This window comes from Arenibacter flavimaris, from assembly GCF_030291335.1.
GTDB lineage: Bacteria > Bacteroidota > Bacteroidia > Flavobacteriales > Flavobacteriaceae > Arenibacter.
In genome coordinates this window covers 1-20,366 of sequence record NZ_JASWIM010000041.1, presented here as the reverse complement: position 1 = coordinate 20,366, position 20,366 = coordinate 1, and the positions used below count along the sequence as shown (strand labels likewise).

Genomic DNA, 20,366 nt, shown 5'->3' with positions numbered 1-20,366 from the left:
TTAAGTACTATGAAATTTGTGCAAAAACTCTTTTTTTCGTAAATTGAACATAATAACCCCCCTATTGTATGGCTGTAGTACTATTTGAGACTGTCATAAAAAATTTGGCTCTTCAGGTCTATCCTCTTACGACCCAAAGTAACCTTGAAAAGTATAAGTCCCTATTAAAGCAATTTCCGAAAAATCCAATGTACAACATAGAATTGTTGTTGTCTAGCAAAAACGAGCATGAAGAGTTAAAGTATTTTGTTTTGATGAAAAACAATACTCCTGTGGTGCTTATGCCTTTTTGGTTTAGAAAAGTCATTTTTGAAGGGAACGAAACTGGTTATAGTGATATAAGCTCACCATATGGCTATAGCGGGCCGTTATACGCCGATAACATTGACAGTGATATTCCTTCTATATTCTGGCAAGAAGTTGATATATGGTATAAAGAAAACAAGGTAGTCTCTGAATTTATCAGATTCAACATGCAAAAGAACTGGATACATTATACGGGGCAAATTAAACCTACCTTGAATAACGTCCGGGGCAAAATACTTCCAGCCGAAGAACAGTGGAACAACTTTAAACCCAAGGTTAGAAACAATTACAGAAAATCGGTTAAGTCCGGTCTGACCAGTATCATTTACCACGATAATATTAATGCTGAAGTCATAGAACAATTTCACGATATTTATACCCGTACTATGAAACGTACAAAGGCAAGTTCTTTGTATTTCTATGATTTGAAATATTTCAAGGATCTCATTTTCAATAACCCTTCAACCTGTGCCATAATAATAGTTTATAAGGATAAAACCCCTATTTCTGCGGAGCTACTTCTCTTATCGGACACTACCATAAATTCATTTTTGGGAGGTACGGACGACAAATACTTTGATACGCGCCCAAATGATTTCCTAAAATTGGAAGTACTTAAATGGGCAAGGGAAAAAGGGTTTACTTATTATTTTCTAGGAGGAGGAAGAGAAAACAATGATAGCCTATACCATTACAAAAAGGATTTCTTCCCTTTGGATGAAGACACTATATTTTATACCGGCAGAAAAATAATTGACAAGGAGGGGTATAACATTTTAGTATCCAACAACCCATATTGTGTAGGTTGTACTTTTGGAAATTATTTTCCTCTATACAGGTGTAATCAAATCTGCTAAATGTGACCTGGACCATCAAAAAGGGTTTCCAATACCAAATTATTACTCCACTTACATAATCTTCAACCCCATAATTAACGAGTCTGTGCTTACAAATTATTTATAGGACCCTTATATCAAAGTGATGCCCTAATATATAAAAACACACTGGCCCTAAATAGGCGTATCTGCAAATGGGTATTGCCATAGATTATATTATATTTTATTGATTCAATATGATTTAAATTATCCTTCCCCTCCCTGGGTTCGGAAAGAATTACTATACAGTTTGAAACTATTTCATTTTGAAAAACTGCTCCCTATAAAAAATGCCCATTGCTAACGCAATTGGCATTTTTCTTATAAGTATTCTTTGAGTTTAAAATGATACTACCTCAAACTCCGATCTTCTGTTTAGTTTATGTTTAGATTCAGGACAGTAGGTATTGTTATCACATTCGTTTGTCAATTGGGTTTCTCCAAAGCCATCTCCAGTTAACCTTGCGGCATCTATACCTTTCTTAGCTATCAAATAATCCAAGGTCTGTTTCACACGCTTTTCAGATAGCCATTGGTTATATTTCTCAGCTCCTCGGGAATCGGCATGTGCTCCTACCTTTAAGGTCATAGTTGGATTTTCTTCCATTAACATGGCCAACCTATCCAATAATTCCTTGTACGGCTTGCTCAAGTATGAAGAGTTTAGACTAAAGTAAACATTGCCCAAATCCTTAATTTTATTTTCCAATTCTGTCCTTCTTCTGTTCTCTGCATCCAATCTAGCCTGTTCTTCAGCTGCCAGTCGTGCTTTTTCCTTTTCTTGTGCCAAACGTTCGGCCATAAGCCTTGCCTCTTCCTCTGCCTTTTTAGCGGCAGCTATAGAATCGGATACCCTTTGGTTTTCTTCGATCAACGCCAACTTCTCCAGTCCTTTTTTGGACAATTCCTTTTCTATACCAAACCTATATACCACACCAGCGGAATGTTGCAACTGTTTGGTAGAACCCTCCTCAATTCCCCATTTGCCCATGGTATTAAAGTTTAAGCCCCAACGATCATTGAACCAGGTATTAAATCCAAAGCCAGCGTTGGCCGTTGCTCTACCCACGGAACCTATATCACTATAGCCTGCACCCACTTGTAGAAATGGATCGAACCAGCCCGTTTCACCAATAATCTTATTAAGGTCATAGCTTACCATACCATCAATAGCATAGTAATCCCTTTCAACAGTATTAATTGCTCCATCTACCTTCTTACCTACATCATATTTATTGTAAGAACCAATGGCCTTGATACCCAGTCCATTTTTAAAAAATCTACCAATACTGATAGAGGATGGATAAGGAAGTGCATTCCAAGTATCCTTTATACTTAAAAAATCATCGCCAAATGGTGTAGCCGAGTCGTCTACAATATTGTAGCCCACTCCTAAGACCCATGAACTGGCAACAACACTGTCCTTGGCGGTAAGTTGTAATTCTTGGGCGCTACTAAAATTATAGGAAATAGCACATAAAAAGGTAATAGCAAACACATAGGTTTTCATAACATTGTAATTTTGGGATTCTTTAAAATCTTTGTCCAAAGCTATGGCAATGTTAAATGGACACCATTTAAATTCTACAAAAAGCCTTAAAAATCGTTAAGCGGTTTCCTACAAATCATCAATTCAAAAATTCAAAATCGCAAAAATTTTTCGTCCAAGAAAACGGTATTTTAACCGACGAAATAGGCCTATCATTTCAAAGGTAGGATATAGATACCTCCAGGATTCCTAAGTAAATCTAGAATTGAGCCTGTTTAGGGTTTTTATTACCGGCCAAGATGCCCAACCCTATTTCATTTTCCTGAAACTAATTTCTTTAGGGGTCAGGGGCATTTTATAAATGCTAAAGGGTGTGGTGGCAACCTCAGATGCTTTCTTGCTGGAAGGCGTTCGTGCCATTGGTCCAACCGCAATATTATTTTGTGATTCCTCAATAACGTACAATTCTGCTCCTCCAACACCAATGATTGTTCCTGCACAGTATATCAAGAGTTGTTCCTTGTTGAAATCTACCTGCGGAACGGGTAGGCCAGGTTTTCTGGTCTTGTTAATCTGGGCAAAAAAATTCCTCAATGTCTTTACATCCCTTACAACTTGAAATCCTGGTTGTTGCACTCCACTGTAATTATCCTCCAACACCAATTGGAGTTTTATCGTATTTTTCAAGGAACTATCATCCTTATCCTTAGGCACAGCTTTTTGCCCAGAACAGGAAGTTCCCAAAAGACATAAGAACAGTAGTATTGATCGCATTAATTCTGCTGCAAACTTTCGTGCCTTGCCAAAAAGGCTTTTTCATATATTGCTTCATACAGTGGCAATACCTTCAAGATATCAAAATCCATAGCCGCTTTGGCAGCATTGGATTTAAATCTTTCCAGGGTCTCATCGTTACTTAAAATCTTCAGTGCATTCAAAGCCATCTCATCCACATTACCAACATCACTTAAATAACCCGTAACCCCCTGTTTGTTCACTTCAGGAATACCACCCGCATTACTGGAAATTACCGCTACCCTATTGATCATGGCTTCCAAAGCGGCCAATCCAAAACTCTCCGTTTGAGACGGCAGAAGGAAGAGATCCGAAAAACACAATATCCTATCTATTTCATTGCTATTCCCCAAAAAGATAACCTTATTGGTCAACCCGAGTTCCTCACATAAACGTTCAGCCCCTTCTTTTTCAGGCCCCTCCCCTACCATAATCAACTTGGCGGGTATTTGTTTTTGAATCTTATTAAAAATATGGATCACATCTGGAATACGCTTTACCTTCCTAAAATTACTTATGTGGGTTATAATTCTTTCTTCTTCAGAGGCCATCAAGGAACGCTGACAGTCCGTGAAGTGCATACTGTACTTTCTTTTATCTATAAAATTCGGGATAACCTCAATTTCCTTTTTTATATCGAACAACTCAAGAGTACTGTCCTTGAGGTCTTGGGATACAGAGGTAACCACATTGGATTGATTAATACTAAAGTTAACTGCAGGTCTATAAAAAGGATGCTTTCCCACCAAGGTTATATCCGTACCGTGCAGGGTAGTAACCATAGGTACATAAATCCCTTCCTCCTCCAACATCTTCTTGGCCATATAACCGGCATAGGCGTGCGGAATAGCATAATGCACATGTAATAATTCAATGCCAAACAACTTAATAGTATCAACCAATTTACTGGAAAGGGCCAATTCATAGGGCTGATAATGAAACAAGGGATACTCGGGCACATGTACCTCATGAAAGTAGATCTTATTGCTCAGCAACTCTAGGCGCACTGGTTGGCGATACGTAATAAAATGAACTTCGTGTCCCCTATTTGCCAAGGCAATTCCCAATTCTGTTGCCACCACCCCACTACCTCCAAAAGTTGGGTAACATACTATAGCTATTTTCATTTATTTATTTTTAATTCAATTTAGAAATCACCAGTCAAACACTGATAGACCCCATGGATCCAAGTGTTGCTGGCACTCCAAAAAAGTCTTAGTCGGTTAAATAGGAATAAAATTTCAAATCGCTTTAAACAAAATAAGTACTTGATATTCCTTAACCCCAGTCAATACTTTTACAAAGTAAAGATTTAATTTATTATCGCTTCATAAATGGCCTTCTGAATCCGCGTTCTCAACCCAGATTTGACCAACAATGTATTGGAAGCCGAGGGGTAAGTTCTATTGGATAAAAAAACATATACCAAATCCTTTTCAGGATCGGCCCAAGTGTAGGTTCCTGTAAACCCGCTATGTCCAAAACTTTTTCTGGAAACCAAACTACAGGCCGGTCCCCCACCACGAACTTCCGGTTTGTCAAAACCTATTCCACGCCTCACATTTTGATCACAGAAGTAGCAGGTATTAAATTTCTTCACTGTTCTGGCCTCCAAAAATTGTTGGCCCCCATAATAACCATTTTGCAGGTACATCTGCATAATTTTAGCAACATCATTGGCATTACTAAATAGTCCGGCATGACCGCCTACTCCCCCCTGCATAGCCGCCCCCATGTCATGAACATAGCCCTGTACGGTCTGGTACCTATAATAATTATCTTCTTCAGAGGGTACTATATCTCTCTTTAAAAACTTATCCAATGGATTAAATCCGGTATGTGTGGCACCGATAGGCTTGTACAAAAAATCCTCGGCCAAGCTATCCAACCGCTCTTTATAAGTATCCTCAATATACTTTTTCATTACATAATAAGCTATATCGCTATATCGATATCTATTGGACTTAAGGTGTTGTCTACCAATCCTATTATAGATGGAATCCTTATAAACATCCTTAATGTACAATTGATCTGCCACCTTTAGGGAATAACCACTGGTCGGCTGCTGCCTGTAAAATTCACTGGAAGGTTTTCTTTTGTCATCCAAAGTATCGATATAAAAGGCAATCCAAGCAGGTAATCTACCGTAATGCGACAGTGCCTTAAGGACGGTGACATTTTTTAAGTCGGAATTGGAATAGTCCGGTATAAGTTCCTCAAAGGTATTATTCAAAGCAATTTTGCCCTCCTCCTCCATTTTCATTACCATGGGCAAGGTTGCCAATATCTTGGTTATGGAAGCCAAATCATAAATATGGTCCGGGGTTATTTTTTCGTTCGAATCATAGGTGGGCTTTCCAAACCCTTTGTTGTAAATAACTTTTCCTTTTCTGGCAACAACAATCTGTGCTCCAGGAAACATTAAGGAGTCGATTCCATTTTTAACCATCTCATCCACTCTTGCCAATTTGCTGGAACTTATTCCCACCCTTTCCGGAAAACTATATCCCAACCGCTTCAAAGATTCCAACTGAATGGATGTATTCACTGGAAAGTCGGCATGGGAGCTAACAGGCAAAATCCCTTTGGCCGGAAGGGCTCCAAAGATCACCTGCGCCGTTTTTTCTTGGGCCAATTTACTATTCTGGTATCCAACGACCACCGCGTCTATACTTTCAAAAATCGGCACGTCTAAAAGGGCATAGGGTTTTGCAAATACGGCCAATATAAGATTGGAAGTACGTTCCCTTGCTATTTCCCCTAACCAGGAGAGTTCGTTTTTGGTAAATTTATAGGCCTTCCAAGGGCTTTCGTTACTCTTGTGCAGACCAACGATTACCAGATTGTAATTACTTAACTTTTGCTTCAAGGTCGCTACATCCTTAGCGTTGATCTGTGTTACGGTAGCATATTTATTCAATTCCTTTAGAAAAGGATCACTTTCGGCATCCCCAAATTTCACATAAGCAATTTTCTTGTTTTCCAACTTTTTGATCGCCAATAAGGAAAAGTCATTTTTCACCACTGTGATGGCATTCTCAATAGCCTCTTCGTAAAGCAGATCATCCTCCAAGGAATTTAGATCTTCATATAGATTTTTGATATCTATGGGCCTATAATTGTGAAGGCCCACCTTGTACTTTGCCATTAGTATTTTCTTCACGGAAGTAGCCAATCTATTTTCCGTTATCCTTCCTTTATTATAGGCTTCCATAAGTTTGGACTTGGCTTTGGCAACATCCAAAGGCATTAATAGGATATCGTTCCCTGCCAAAAATGCGGACAGCTCCACCTCGCCTTCCTTGGCAAAATTGGATACTCCCTTCATGTTTAGTGCATCGGTGAATACCAATCCCTTAAAGTTAAGCTGTTCCTGTAATACATCCCCAATAATCTGTTCGGATAGTGATGATGGGTAACCTTCTTTTATTTCCAGGCTCGGCACACTTAAATGTGCAACCATTACACTACTTAGTCCCTCCTTAATCAGTTTTCTATAGGGATATAATTCTATACTGTCCAATCGCTCCCTTGTGAAATCTATTACCGGTAAGGCTTTGTGCGAATCCACTGCTGTATCCCCGTGTCCGGGAAAATGCTTCCCACTAGATAATACTCCCGCTTTTTCCATGCCCTTCATAAAGGAAATCCCTTTTTGGGCCACGTTTTCGCGGTCCTCACCAAAGGATCGATTCCCAATTATTGGATTACGAGGATTAATATTGATATCGATATCAGGGGCAAAATTAATGTGCACTCCCAATCTTTTTGCGTGTTTGCCGATCCGGTTTCCTACCCTTTCCACTAGGGAATTATCTTTTATGGCCCCCAAGGTCATATTCCATGGGAAGGCATAGGTAGAATCCAATCTCATGGCCAGACCCCATTCCGCATCCATACCTATCATGAGGGGAACTTTCGCATTCTTTTGAAATTCATTGGTCAATAGCGCCTGGCGAACGGGACCGCCCGTGGAAAAAATAACTCCCCCAATATGTTGATCCTTGATCAACTTTTTTGTTTTTTCCGTACTGGCCTTATCCTGATCCGAAGTAACCATAACCATGAACAGCTGTCCCAATTTTTCATCGAGGGACATTTGACCATAGGTGGTCTCTACCCAGTTACGTTGAACCAAAGTATCCTTGGTAACCAAAGGGTTTATTTGACCTTGTACAGTGTATATTGATATTGAAAATAGTAATATTAGGTAAATTATGCGCATAAAAAAATCCATCTCTGATGGTAACTAAGAATTATTTGAATTATTTCACTTATTCGAATAACAGCCTAAATCTATGGTTGAGCTGTATTTTCAACCAGGGCAGCTTACATAAAACGACCGTGCCAGCTTTCTTCAGCCGGTACTTCCCAATGATTCTGGTATTCGTGTTTATTGGTCACCAAATTATTAAATACAATGGTGTTCTTGGAAACGGCTTTTTGCTTGGCCATTTTTTTGAAGTCGACCAAGGGTTTGTAAGCCACAAAATCGCCCTGTTTATATGAAACATTCATTTTATCCAACAGTTCCACCTTGTATTTTTGCTCCAGTTGCTGAATAAAGCGTACGGAAGCATCTATGGAACACCCTGTAGCAGCGTTGAGGGTTTGGTCCAATGCAAGGACAATAAACCTGTTATACCTAATTTCATAGCCAGCACGCAAATCGCTCCCATGGGCGGTCCACTCTGCAATGAAGGCATCCAGTTCCTGTCTTAGTTGCTGTAATTCTTCTTGTGAAAAACTTCTACTGGCCTGAAAGATCCAAACTCTAGATTCATCCGGTAATGTGTTAAATTCTACGAGCATTTATTAAATTTTTAATGTTCACCCAAACGATTCTCCAATTAATATTATCGTTCGGTTCTATTCTACCTGGTTCCGATCTTGGTCTGTCTAATTCTAAAGTGTGGTTATTTACTTTTATTTTGTAATCTCCGTTTTATCCATTCTTGGTAATCCGGGGATATTGGGCTAATCGTTAAGACGAATTTACAAATCCTCTGCACTGGCAATCAATTCGGCAATATCCATTACAGCCACAGTGGCTTCTTTTTCCTTATTTTTCACTCCATCTGTCAACATAGTGTTGCAAAACGGGCACCCGGCGGCAATTATTTCCGGTTTAATGTCCAGGGCCTGTTCTGTGCGCTCAATATTAATATCCTTACTACCCTTTTCCGGCTCCTTGAACATTTGGGCACCACCGGCACCACAACACAATCCACGTTTTTTACAATTTTTCATTTCTACCAATTCGGCATCCAACTTGCGAATCAGATCCCGTGGAGCTTCGTATACATTATTGGCCCTCCCCAAATAGCACGGGTCGTGAAAAGTAATTCTTTTCCCCTTAAACTTACCACCTTCCATACTGATACGGCCTTCATCCAGCAACTGTTTTAGGAATTGGGTATGATGTACCACCTCGTAATTACCTCCAAGGCCCGGATATTCATTTTTTATGGTATTAAAACAATGAGGGCAGGCCGTTACTACCTTCTTTACCGCATAGGCGTTTAAAACTTCTATATTGGTCACTGCCTGCATTTGAAACAAGAATTCGTTACCGGCCCTTTTGGCAGGATCTCCCGTACAGCTTTCTTCGGTACCCAAAACAGCAAAGCTAACATTGGCCTTGTTCAAAATCTTGACAAAGGCCTTGGTTATTTTTTTTGCCCGATCATCAAAACTTCCGGCACAGCCCACCCAAAACAATACTTCCGGTTGTTGACCTGCTGCAAAAAGTTCTGCCATAGTAGGCACTCTCAATTCATTTTCCATGATAACGGTAATTTCTTTATGACTCCTTGGACCAATTAAGCCTATCCATTTGGTTGAATGGCCATGGTGCTCCATTATTTTCAATATTGCCCATCATATTATTTAAGTCCGACGGTGCGGCCGATTGCTCCATAACCAAATATTGACGCATATCCATAATAATGGACAAAGGGTCTATACTAACGGGACAGGCCTCAACACAAGCATTACAGGAGGTACAGGCCCAAAGTTCCTCATGGGTTATATAATCTCCCAACAATTGTTTTCCATCTGCAACGAACTCTCCTTTATTGGCATCAATATTCTTGCCAACTTCTTCCAGCCTATCCCTAGTGTCCATCATAATTTTTCGAGGGGATAATTTCTTGCCCGTTTGATTGGCAGGACACTCACTGGTACAGCGACCACATTCCGTACAGGTATACGCATTCAATAATTGCACCCATTTCAGGTCCATTACATCCGATGCGCCAAATTTTTCAGGTACCGTTGCATTCCCATCGGGTGCAGCAAATGGGTCCGCAGTAGGATCCATCATAAGTTTAACCTCCTTGGTCACGGCCTCCAAATTATCGAACTGTCCCTTGGGTCGTAACTTTCCAAAATAGGTATTCGGGAAAGCCAGCAAAATATGTAAGTGTTTGGAATAATATAAATAATTCAAGAACATTAAAATACCTACAATATGTAACCACCAAGCCGATCTTTCTATCCCTATGACAGAGGAAACGGACATTTCCTGAAACATGGGAGCTATAAACTGGCTCACAGGAAAAGCCCCTGCTTTGGTATAATGCGCCACGTTCATTTGCTGCAATTGATAATCAGCCGCGTTCATAGTCAGAAAAAGTATCATCAGGATCAATTCTATATAAAGAATTAAATTTCCATCTTTTTTTGGCCAACCCTTCATCTCGGGGTTGAGGAATCTCCTCACCTTAATAAGGTTTCTGCGGATCCAAAAAATAACCACCGCTACAATGACCAACAAGGCCAGTATTTCGAATGATCCGATTAAAAAAATATAAAATCCTCCCAGAAAGGCAAATATCCTATGAGTTCCAAAAAGACCATCTATAATGATCTCCAATACTTCAATATTAATAATAATGAAACCTAGATAAACTATGATATGAAGAATTCCAGGTATGGGCCGTACAACCATTTTGGTCTGTCCCAGTGCGATCCTGAACATATTGTTCCATCGTTGCGATTTATTATCACTGGTGTCGGCGGCTTTGCCCAATTTAATATTACGGGCCAGCTTTTTAATATTTTTTGCAAAAAATCCAATTCCCGCAAAAAGTATAATTGCAAAAATAATATTAGGAATATAATCCATATTGTGATTCTCTATTTTTCAGCCGGATCTTCTTCAGGAATGGCGTAGTCTATTTGTTTTTTACCAAATACAGAAACATTTACATAACGTTTTGGATTTAGGCGAAAATCCTGCAATAGCAAATCCAATTCCCTAGAGGCGTCGGCTAGATTGTTATAAAGCGCTTTGTCGTTTACCAATTTTCCCAAGGAACCCTCACCTCCTTCTATTTTCTCCATCATAGCATTAATTTTCCCCATGGTGGATTCAAGTCCTTTTATCGTCTGGCCCAATCCGGCATTGGCCAATGTATCCGAAAGTTTGCTAAAGTTATCGGTAATGGTCCCCAAATTAGTGATTGACTTGTCCAGATCATCCTTGTTCTCCGATAGGATTTGGTTTAAGGAATTAGCGCTTCCCTGAAAACTTTTCACCAATAGGTTCAATCCAGCAATACTTTCCCGTAAGTCCGTTTTGGTTTTTGGATCCAAAATATCATTAAAGTTCATCAACAAAGAATCTGCATTGGTTACCGCTCCTTCTACTTTCATTTGCAAGGGTGTCAGGCGTTGCTGTACCAATTCCGTAAGGCCTGGTCTGGTACTGGATGGCAGTGTATCCCCTGATTTTGCCATGTCGGCACCGTCAAAAACGGGCTTTATCTGTATTCCCTTTCCTCCTATGATTCCCGTGTCGTACAATTCCGCACTACTGTTTTTGGAAAAAGAGAAGCTATTGTCTACCGTAAAGGTGACCAATAGATTCCCAGAGGCATCATTAAATCTTATGTCGTTTACCGTACCTACCGAGAAACCGTTGATGGTAACCTGGGTGCCGGATTGCAAACCTCCCACATGATGATATACCGCATAGAAAGTTTTGCTATTATCAAAAAGAGGTGTGGATTTTAAATAACTAAAACCAAGTATGAATAAAAGGATACCCCCCAAGACTATAATACCCGTTTTTATTTCCCTAGATATTTTCAAAAGCTTTTATTTTCAGTTCCTAACAAAATTAGAAATAATTTTTAGAAGAGTGACTATTATTCAGAAACGTATTTAAGTGCCTCCGTTTCAGAAATACGCACCCCATCCTTATAAGCTACGATATAGGATGTATTATACCCTTTGGCATCTGCGTTGCTCTTAAGAAGTGTGGCTTGGAAATGGGAATCCGTATTCCCGTACATATAGCGATATAAATTTTTGTAAGGCTCTTTGGACAAGGTATTCAACCCTTTAAAATTCTCCGAATGCAATGGAATATTTTTTGAACTTGCAAAAATTTGAACCTTAAAAATAATATTTTCAGATTTCTTGGTCTCGCTTTCAACTGCCTTGGGTTCCTCTTTCTTAATTGGTTCCTTTACTATTTCCTTGGTAGTATTATCCGCTTCATTCTTTACCACTAACACTGTCTTGGGAATATTCTTTACAGGTTTTTGCTCTAGCACCAATTGTTCAGATTTCTTTTCCCCTGAATTGGCCACAGATTTTTCGGCCGATTTCTTAACCTCCCCCTGCTTTGGTTCAGGGGCTACAGGGGTATTGTTCATAGCTATCTGATCCGAACCCGAAATCATCTCGCCCTTATAGGCTAAAATAGCATCGGCAATGGCCTTGCCCATTTCATTATGTCCTTTTGGAGAATTCAAATAGGCCCCTTCATCCTTATTCGTCAAAAAGCCGGTTTCTACCAAAACGCTGGGCATAAAGGTCTGGTGGAGAACTATAAAACCTGCTTGCTTCACTTTTCTATCCGTTCTCTTCAATTTTTTTGAAAAATTATCCTGCATCAACTTGGCAAGGTTGATACTTTGATCCAGAAACTCCTCTTGCATAATGGTGAGCCCAATGATGGATTCCGGGGAATTAATATCGTAGGCCGCATATCGACTCTCATAATTATCTTCCAGATAAATTACCGAGTTTTCCTTCTTGGCTATTTCAAAGTTTTGCTTATTGGCGTGCAACCCCAGAACAAAAGTTCCCGCCCCATGGGCATCGGAACTATGGGAATCACAATGCACGGAAACAAATAAATCCGCGTTGGCCTTATTGGCTATTTCACCTCTGCGGTACAAATCCACAAAAGTATCGTCCTTACGCGTATAGATAACCTTGATATTGGGGTTCCTTTCCAAAATTTCCCCTACTTTTAGAACAATCTTCAAGGCTATATTTTTTTCCAAATATCCGTTCCCCAAATTGCCAGGATCATGTCCTCCATGCCCTGCATCCAAAACCACGACAAATGTTCCGTCATTGTCATCGGTCTCCATATTTTTATCAAAAGAGGTCAGGAAAAATGTTAAAATTATAAATGGAATAATATAAAACCGTTTCATATTCATATAACTAGAGATAATTTGATCTTTTAATTAGGTTAAATTTATTGCAATACCCTACAAGCGGAACAAAAAATATATGTAAGTTTGAACCCAAAATGTAGCTAAACCGTTACAAAAATAGGATATATAGCTTTGCAATCAAATAAACATCATGTACTTTTCCTATTGCTCCTATTATTTGGTGCATTTACTGCATCTGCCCAAGAAGATCAAATCAAGCCCCTGCCCATTGTTGCTTTTAGAGATACTATAAAAGCTCCCCTTTTGCCCGATCCCAAATTGCAGGATACCCTTTTAACAGATACTACAAAAGTAGACTCTTTAAACGGTAAAAAGCCGCTTCTTCTGGACAAAATAAAATACAAGGCCAAGGATTACGTGAAGATGAGTCAAAAAGATCAAAAAATATATCTTTATAACGAAGCCGAACTCTATTATCAGGATACCGAATTAAAGGCCGGAATCATTATAATGGACTATATAAAAAATGAAGTCTATGCCGGGCGCATCAAAGATTCTCTAGGGAATTATACGCAATTGCCTTTTTTTAAACAGGGAACAAATGAGGTGATCCCAGACTCCATACGGTTTAATTTTGATTCCCAAAAAGCAATAATTTGGAATTCCCGAACTGAACAACAGGCCGGATTGGGTCAATTGGGCAGCGATGCCATGAAGGTCTATGCCGAGATAACCAAAAAAGAAAACGATTCCGTTTATTTCCTCAGCGAAGGCAAGCTTACAACCTCCAAGGATACTGTAAACCCAGATTATTATATCCGTGTAAAAAAAGCCAAATTTGTACCCCAAAAGAAGGTTATAGCCGGATTTAGCAACCTATATATAGCCGATGTACCAACCCCCGTGGCACTTCCTTTTGCATATTTTCCTTTAACCGTTGGCAGAACGGCAGGAGTAATGATGCCTACATTTGGTAGTGACCCTACCAGGGGATATTTTTTGCAGAACGGGGGATACTATATTCCCATAAACGATTATGTAGATATTACCTTGACCGGCGATCTATATGCCAATGGTAGTTATGGACTTAGATCCCAATCCGTATATAGCAAAAGATATAAGTATAGGGGAAATGTGAATTTTAGATATGAAAATCTAGTAACAAGTCAAAAAGGATTTAGTGATTACAGTAGATCCACCATTTACAATATTCAGGTCTCACATGCCCAAGATGCAAAAAGCAACCCAAATTCCAGGTTTCAAGCCTCGGTAAACCTTGGTAGTAGTTCCTACTATAGGAATTCCTTGTTGCAGCAGAACCTACCGAACACCCAGGTAAACAATTTATCATCCTCCATATCCTACTCCAAGACGTTCCCCGAATATCCTTCCGTAAACCTAAGTTTAACGGCCACGCATAACCAAAATACCAATACCGGGGTAGTGGATGTAACCTTGCCTACCCTGCAAGCCAGTATGGAGCGTATATTCCCTTTTGCGCCACGCGAAGGCATTAAAAAGGGTATCATTCAAAATGTAAACTTTCAATACAACCTCAACGCCAGAAATAGTATTTCTACAACGGAAGAGGATTTTTTAACAAGTAGAATGTTCGAAAATTCCCGTTTCGGTGCCAGAAGTACCATTCCCCTAAGCACCAATTTCAAAGTAGCCAAACATTTTAGCGTAAGTGTAGGTGGCTCCTATGAGGATGTTTGGGCCATAGAAACCTATCAGCGGGGCTATGATCTGGACACAAAAAGGGAAGTTGTCACGGATACCATCAATGGATTTGACCGCTATGGCACCTATAATTTTAGCGCCAGTATCGGTACCACCTTGTACGGTTTGGTAAACTTTGGAGAGGATAAAAAAATTCAGGCCATACGGCACGTTATGCGTCCCTCCATTAGTTATGGCTATACGCCTTCATTCGATCAATATTATGACAGCTATATTGGTGCCGATGATGAATTGGAATTATATAGCAGGTTTGAAGGCACCTTAAACGGCGCTCCGGGCCTAAACAAGTCCAGTTCAATGAGCTTTTCCTTGGGCAACCAATTTGAAGCGAAGGTGCGCGACAAAGATTCCACGGCCACTAAACCGAAAAAAATATCGCTTCTAAGCAACCTTAACCTCTCAACCGGCTATAATTTTGAGGCCGATTCCTTAAAGCTAAGTCCCCTGAACCTCAGTGGAGGAACCAACATTCTCAACAATAAAATGGCCATTAACTTTGGTGCCAGTCTGGACCCCTATGCCATAGATAATAATGGAACCCGCATAAACACCTTTAATGTGGACAATGGCGGAAGCCTATTGAGGCTTACCACAGCAAGAGCCAACCTAAGCTATTCGCTAAGCAGTGAAACTTTTGGAAAAAAGAAAGACGAAAAGAAGGAGGACGATAAAGATGAATACGATTATGTAGCAGCAAGCGGTGGCAGGGATGACGACCTTTTTGGAAGGGCCAACGACTTTAACGAGAATAGGCCTGAAGATGAAAGGGATAAGGATTCCGGAGACGTGGAAAACCCAGTGTATGGCACAAAATTGCCTTGGGATCTAAGATTGGCATACGCCGTAAACTACAGCAATTCCAATAGACAAAACACCATTGGTAGCCATTCCTTAATGTTTTCCGGAAACATTCAACTTTCCCCGAGATGGAAAATAGGTGGTTCTTCCGGTTATGATTTCAAAAATAAAGGATTTACCCTAACCCAACTCCGGTTCGAAAGGGACCTTAAAAGTTTTAGAATGAACTTCAACTGGACACCCTTTGGTACGTACAAACGCTGGTATTTCTTTATTGGAATTAAGAGCTCCTTACTAAAAGACCTTAAATGGGAAAATAGGAGCAAAGCCAACTAATTAAATATTGGTCATGGGAGATTTGCCCAGTCAAGAAGCCCATTGATGACCAAAATTTCAAGGTGTACACTAAGGTGTTTATACCGCTTCCGGTGTTTAACCTATTGACCATTATCGGACCCTTTTTACCCTAATGCCAAGAAATGTACTTAAACTGCCATACATATTACAGCCTTCGATTCGGAACCCTATCCGAGGAGGAATTACTGGAATTGGCAAGAAAGAACCATATAGATCAATTGGCACTTACCGATATCAACAACACTTCGGCTGGATTGAACTTTGTAAGAAAGGCTCAGGAAAAAGGCATTAAACCTATCCTTGGAATCGATTTCAGAAACGGGGTAGATCAGTGTTTTATTGGTTTGGCCAAAAACAACGACGGATACCAGGAATTGAACAATTTCTTGTCCGAACATTTGCACGATGACAAAAAAATTGCTTCTAGAGCCCCTATTTTCAAGCATGCTTTTGTAATATATCCTTTCGAACAAGTATTACTGAATAAACAGGACTCTTTTTTGGAGCATGAGTTCATAGGCATATCTATTAATAATCTAAGAAGGTTACCCTTTAGTAAAATAATGGATCACAAAGACAAATTAGTGGTTCAACAAGCGGTTACTTTTCGCAATAAACGCGATTTTAACGCTCACCGACTACTACGTGCCATTGACAATAACATCCTCCTAAGCAAATTGCCCAAAAATCAGGAAGCCGATCCCGAAGAAAAAATGCTTTCCAAAAATGATCTGTTATCCGCTTTTTCCGAGTATAAATTTATTTTGGAAAACACCGAACAATTAATGCAGTCCTGCAATATCTATTTTGATTTTTCCGAAAATAGAAAACCACAAAACCTTATCTCATACCTTGGTGATACTAAAAAGGACGAGGCTCTCTTGGAAAAATTATGCCAAAAAGGTTTACCTGAAAGGTACAAACATATCAAAATAGGTCCGGAAATACTGGAGCGGCTCCAAAAGGAATTGGACTTGATAAAAAAAATGGGCTTTGTGTCCTACTTTCTCATTAATTGGGATATTGTTTCCCATGCTAAAAAACAGGGCTTCTTTTATGTGGGCCGGGGAAGTGGCGCCAACAGTATAGTGGCTTACCTTCTCCATATTACCGATGTAGACCCCATTGAACTGGACCTGTATTTTGAACGCTTCATTAACCTGTACCGTGTAAACCCTCCCGATTTTGACCTGGACTTTTCATGGAAAGACCGCGAAGCCATGACCCAATATATCTTTGAGCGTTTCCCCAACGTTTCACTCTTGGGTACCTATGTTACTTTTCAGGAAAAAGGAGTTGTGCGCGAACTGGGTAAGGTATTTGGACTACCCAAGGAGGAAATAGACATACTATGCGACAGAAAATATAATGTTTCCGAATTGGATGAAGTGGCTTTATTGGTTCTTAAGTACGGGCAACTAATCCAAGGAATGCCCAATTATTTAAGTATCCATGCCGGGGGCATCCTTATCACCGAAAAACCCATTCATCATTTTTCTGCCACCCACCTCCCTCCCAAGGGCTATCCAACCACACAATTCGATATGGTGATAGCAGAGGATGTAGGCCTCTTTAAATTTGACATCCTATCCCAACGCGGTCTGGCCAAAATTGAAGAGACCTTGGAAATAGTAAGTTATAACCAACCATCCGAAATTGGCAGCATAGATATCCATGACATTGTACGGTTTAAGAACGACCCCATCATCAACAACTTGGTAAGGAGCGCCCAATGTATGGGGTGCTTTTACGTTGAATCGCCTGCTATGAGAATGTTGCTGAAGAAATTGGAGGTAGATAATTACTTGGGATTGGTAGCCGCGAGTTCCATAATACGCCCCGGAGTGGCCAAAAGTGGGATGATGCGCGAATATATATTACGCCATCGAGACCCACAACGGGCCAAAGAAAGGGCACATCCGGTAATGCTGTCCATTATGCCAGAAACCTATGGCGTAATGGTGTATCAAGAAGATGTAATTAAGGTAGCCCATTATTTTGCCGACCTCACCCTGGGCGAGGCAGATGTCCTGAGACGAGGTATGAGTGGTAAGTTTCGCTCTAGGGATGAGTTCCAAAAGGTGAAGGATAAGTTTGTGGACAATTGTAGAAAAAAGAGCTATGACGATAAGCTGATTTTTGAAATATGGGACCAGATCGCAAGTTTTGCCGGCTACGCCTTCGCCAAGGGCCATTCGGCCTCCTATGCCGTTGAAAGTTATCAAACCTTATTTCTAAAAGCGTATTATCCTCTAGAATATATGGTGGCCGTGCTGAACAATGGAGGCGGCTTTTACAGTGCCGAATTCTATATCCACGAAGCACGCATGCTGGGAGCCAATATAAATTCTCCCTGTATAAACAAAAGCTTTATGGCCAATTGTATTTATGGAAAAGATATATACCTCGGGTATATGTACCTCAGGGATTTGGAAGAAAAAGTAGTAGAGCATATTATAACTGAAAGAAACTCCAATGGCCCATTTTTGTCGTTGACCAATTTTCTGGATAGGGTCTTTATATCCATAGAACAATTGAGTATCCTTATCCGTATCGGCGCCTTTGGATTCACAGGGGTCAATAAGCACGAACTTCTTTGGCAAGCCCATCTATCACTATCCAAAAATACCAAATTGGACCACCCCAAATTGTTTAATGCCTCCCAGCAACATTTCGAAATCCCAAAACTATACGCCACGGACCTGGAAATGGCTTTTACCCAATTGGAACTTATGGGGTTTACCCTATGCAGCCCGTTCGATATTTTGGCGGAACCGCCCAGCAACACCCTTGGAAAAAGAGATCTGGAGTCTTATCTAGGTAGGAATATTGACATATACGGTTATCTGGTAACCGTAAAAAATACAAGGACCCACCAAGGAACCCGTATGAATTTTGCCACCTTGGTAGATCAACATGGGGAAGTTTTTGACACTGTACTTTTTCCACCCATAGCCGCAAAATATTTCTTCAGGGGAAGAGGTATTTATCGGTTTTATGGAAAAGTGGTCAGTGAATTTGGCTTCCTGAGCATAGAAGTCTTAAAAATGCAAAAACAGGATTATATTCCGGACCCTAGATATGCCGATATGAAAACAAGTGTCTTAAGACAAAATTCCAAAAATAAAAGGTATTGAACCTAGATCCCACCGAAAAAAGGCGGGATCTATCCCCGATCATCAACCATAGACTATATGATAAGGTTCATAATTCTCGGGAATTTCCTAATAAATTGGTATCATCCACCTGGGCATTCCCTGTAACCCATCGCATGCATATCACTAAAATTTATTTAATATTACACTTAACAACTGGTTCCGAAAAGATAATTTCCCGAGAGTATTCCTATAAAAAGTATTTTCACTAGATTGGAGCCAACAAATCAATCGAACAAAGAAAACCTTAAAATTACCATGTCTTGTTTTTGTAATCGGTCCGGCTTATGAGGAAGCGTATAGAAGCAACATTAGGACAGGATATCCCCTATCTGGATTCGGCTGGGAGCAAACTACTCTTGATTGGCTTTATCTGTTTATATTCTTTCATTTTCATAAACATTTACGCCCCTTACAATATAAATAAATGGGGCAAAAATTATTATGCAGAATTTATCCTTATTGGCTTTAGCGTGCTAATCTTCAGTCAGTTTATAATCCGTACTTCCCTGGGGCCCAAAAGATTTAAAATTTATAGCTTGTTACCATGGGGTCTTATGGAAATGGGCTTAATGGCCCTTATATTCGATCTTGTCTATAGTCCGCCAGCGAGAACAACACAGGAACAGATTTCGGAATATTTAATTACGTTTAAACAAATAGGTTTTGTAGTAGTGGTACCATATACCCTTTTTTTATGGTATGCCCAGCTCCTGCAAAAATTATCCTCGTTTAAAGAGGAAATACAATTTAAAACCAAAAGTACCAATGCAGAAGGAAACAATGCATTGTTGATTTTGAATGGAGAGAACAATAAGGTAGTATTGGCCATTAAATATAAACAGCTATTATATATACAATCCGCAGGCAATTATTTGGAATTTTTCTATTTCACAGGGGAAAAAATCAACAAGGAACTCATTAGAATGAGTTTCAAGGAACTGGAGGAAATCATTGAGGACAACAAGCTAATCCGCATCCATAGATCCTATATGGTCAACACAGTACATATCAACACCGCAAAGAAAACCAAAAAGGGATATCTCTTAAGTATCCAACATGTGCCAGAAGAAAAAATTCCGGTTTCCCTGGGGTATAAGATCGAGTTTGAAAAAGCCCTCCAATCCAAATAAACGCCCTTTTAATCCCAAATAGGGATATTTCATCACAAAAGAACAATAAAATAACAGGGAGTTGGAACCCCATGGTTAATTTGTGCCAACATAAATTATTTGTCAAACTTGATCAGAGGCGTGGCCGCATCTGATTTTTGTCAATATTAGGATTTTTGGTTCAAACAAGGTAAATTAACGTGAGTTCGACTTAAGAAATGGGTGTTTTATATTGCAGGAAAAGCAGAAAATTGGTATATTTAAGTTATTGACATTCAAATATTTAACCAATTATCTGCTTATGATTTCTACCG

Annotated in this window: 13 protein-coding genes; 4 read left to right on the top strand and 9 right to left on the bottom strand. The window is 39.7% G+C overall.

The annotated features are described in order from the left end of the window. The first annotated feature begins 68 nt into the window (after nucleotides 1–68). A complete protein-coding gene (locus QSE00_RS21910; RefSeq protein ID WP_110356003.1) occupies nucleotides 69–1,163 on the top strand; it encodes a GNAT family N-acetyltransferase in 1,095 nt (364 codons plus the stop codon). A gap of 358 nt (nucleotides 1,164–1,521) precedes the next feature. On the opposite strand, the gene QSE00_RS21905 is transcribed toward QSE00_RS21910, so the two are convergent. The 9 genes from QSE00_RS21905 to QSE00_RS21865 all read right to left on the bottom strand — a co-directional run bounded on the left by QSE00_RS21905 (nucleotide 1,522) and on the right by QSE00_RS21865 (nucleotide 12,929). Further along, nucleotides 1,522–2,691: an OmpA family protein gene (locus QSE00_RS21905; protein ID WP_286107516.1), complete on the bottom strand. Its 1,170-nt coding sequence runs from the start codon at nucleotides 2,689–2,691 to the stop codon at nucleotides 1,522–1,524. A 288-nt stretch (nucleotides 2,692–2,979) separates the two neighbouring features. Next, nucleotides 2,980–3,444: a hypothetical protein gene (locus QSE00_RS21900; protein WP_110356005.1), complete on the bottom strand. Its 465-nt coding sequence runs from the start codon at nucleotides 3,442–3,444 to the stop codon at nucleotides 2,980–2,982. Continuing rightward, entirely contained in the window at nucleotides 3,444–4,592 is a 1,149-nt protein-coding gene (gene bshA / locus QSE00_RS21895; protein ID WP_286107515.1) for an N-acetyl-alpha-D-glucosaminyl L-malate synthase BshA, read from the bottom strand. The genes QSE00_RS21900 and bshA overlap by 1 nt, the downstream gene beginning before the upstream one ends. A 185-nt stretch (nucleotides 4,593–4,777) precedes the next feature. After that, a complete protein-coding gene (locus tag QSE00_RS21890) occupies nucleotides 4,778–7,690 on the bottom strand; it encodes a glycoside hydrolase family 3 N-terminal domain-containing protein (protein ID WP_286107514.1) in 2,913 nt (970 codons plus the stop codon). A 104-nt stretch (nucleotides 7,691–7,794) separates the two neighbouring features. Continuing rightward, nucleotides 7,795–8,277, bottom strand: coding sequence for an ABC transporter ATPase (locus tag QSE00_RS21885; RefSeq protein WP_110356007.1), 483 nt, complete (start codon nucleotides 8,275–8,277; stop codon nucleotides 7,795–7,797). Nucleotides 8,278–8,460: 183 nt separating this feature from the next. Continuing rightward, nucleotides 8,461–9,252, bottom strand: coding sequence for a (Fe-S)-binding protein (locus QSE00_RS21880; RefSeq protein WP_110356008.1), 792 nt, complete (start codon nucleotides 9,250–9,252; stop codon nucleotides 8,461–8,463). A 16-nt stretch (nucleotides 9,253–9,268) separates the two neighbouring features. After that, entirely contained in the window at nucleotides 9,269–10,594 is a 1,326-nt protein-coding gene (locus tag QSE00_RS21875; protein ID WP_286107513.1) for a 4Fe-4S dicluster domain-containing protein, read from the bottom strand. Nucleotides 10,595–10,605: 11 nt separating this feature from the next. Continuing rightward, nucleotides 10,606–11,562, bottom strand: coding sequence for an MlaD family protein (locus QSE00_RS21870; protein WP_110356010.1), 957 nt, complete (start codon nucleotides 11,560–11,562; stop codon nucleotides 10,606–10,608). A 56-nt stretch (nucleotides 11,563–11,618) separates the two neighbouring features. After that, nucleotides 11,619–12,929, bottom strand: coding sequence for an N-acetylmuramoyl-L-alanine amidase family protein (locus QSE00_RS21865; RefSeq protein WP_181422851.1), 1,311 nt, complete (start codon nucleotides 12,927–12,929; stop codon nucleotides 11,619–11,621). A 129-nt stretch (nucleotides 12,930–13,058) separates the two neighbouring features. Here QSE00_RS21865 and QSE00_RS21860 point away from each other — a divergent pair, with 129 nt between their 5' ends. The 3 genes from QSE00_RS21860 to QSE00_RS21850 all read left to right on the top strand — a co-directional run bounded on the left by QSE00_RS21860 (nucleotide 13,059) and on the right by QSE00_RS21850 (nucleotide 20,073). Then, nucleotides 13,059–15,764: a putative LPS assembly protein LptD gene (locus QSE00_RS21860; protein ID WP_110356011.1), complete on the top strand. Its 2,706-nt coding sequence runs from the start codon at nucleotides 13,059–13,061 to the stop codon at nucleotides 15,762–15,764. Between the two features lie 143 nt (nucleotides 15,765–15,907). Beyond that, on the top strand, nucleotides 15,908–18,922 hold the full coding sequence (locus QSE00_RS21855) for a DNA polymerase III subunit alpha (RefSeq protein ID WP_286107512.1): 3,015 nt from the start codon (nucleotides 15,908–15,910) through the stop codon (nucleotides 18,920–18,922). Between the two features lie 305 nt (nucleotides 18,923–19,227). Further along, nucleotides 19,228–20,073: a LytR/AlgR family response regulator transcription factor gene (locus tag QSE00_RS21850; RefSeq protein ID WP_286107511.1), complete on the top strand. Its 846-nt coding sequence runs from the start codon at nucleotides 19,228–19,230 to the stop codon at nucleotides 20,071–20,073. Nucleotides 20,074–20,366: the final 293 nt, after the last annotated feature.

What these genes read in the sequence shown, in the direction of transcription:
- bshA (WP_286107515.1), bottom strand. Translation starts at nt 4,592, where the DNA reads ATGAAAATAGCTATAGTATGTTACCCAACTTTTGGAGGTAGTGGGGTG.
- QSE00_RS21900 (WP_110356005.1), bottom strand. Translation starts at nt 3,444, where the DNA reads ATGCGATCAATACTACTGTTCTTATGTCTTTTGGGAACTTCCTGTTCT.
- QSE00_RS21865 (WP_181422851.1), bottom strand. Translation starts at nt 12,929, where the DNA reads ATGAATATGAAACGGTTTTATATTATTCCATTTATAATTTTAACATTT.
- QSE00_RS21850 (WP_286107511.1), top strand. Translation starts at nt 19,228, where the DNA reads ATGAGGAAGCGTATAGAAGCAACATTAGGACAGGATATCCCCTATCTG.
- QSE00_RS21875 (WP_286107513.1), bottom strand. Translation starts at nt 10,594, where the DNA reads ATGGATTATATTCCTAATATTATTTTTGCAATTATACTTTTTGCGGGA.
- QSE00_RS21910 (WP_110356003.1), top strand. Translation starts at nt 69, where the DNA reads ATGGCTGTAGTACTATTTGAGACTGTCATAAAAAATTTGGCTCTTCAG.
- QSE00_RS21885 (WP_110356007.1), bottom strand. Translation starts at nt 8,277, where the DNA reads ATGCTCGTAGAATTTAACACATTACCGGATGAATCTAGAGTTTGGATC.
- QSE00_RS21905 (WP_286107516.1), bottom strand. Translation starts at nt 2,691, where the DNA reads ATGAAAACCTATGTGTTTGCTATTACCTTTTTATGTGCTATTTCCTAT.
- QSE00_RS21855 (WP_286107512.1), top strand. Translation starts at nt 15,908, where the DNA reads ATGTACTTAAACTGCCATACATATTACAGCCTTCGATTCGGAACCCTA.
- QSE00_RS21880 (WP_110356008.1), bottom strand. Translation starts at nt 9,252, where the DNA reads ATGGAAAATGAATTGAGAGTGCCTACTATGGCAGAACTTTTTGCAGCA.
- QSE00_RS21890 (WP_286107514.1), bottom strand. Translation starts at nt 7,690, where the DNA reads ATGCGCATAATTTACCTAATATTACTATTTTCAATATCAATATACACT.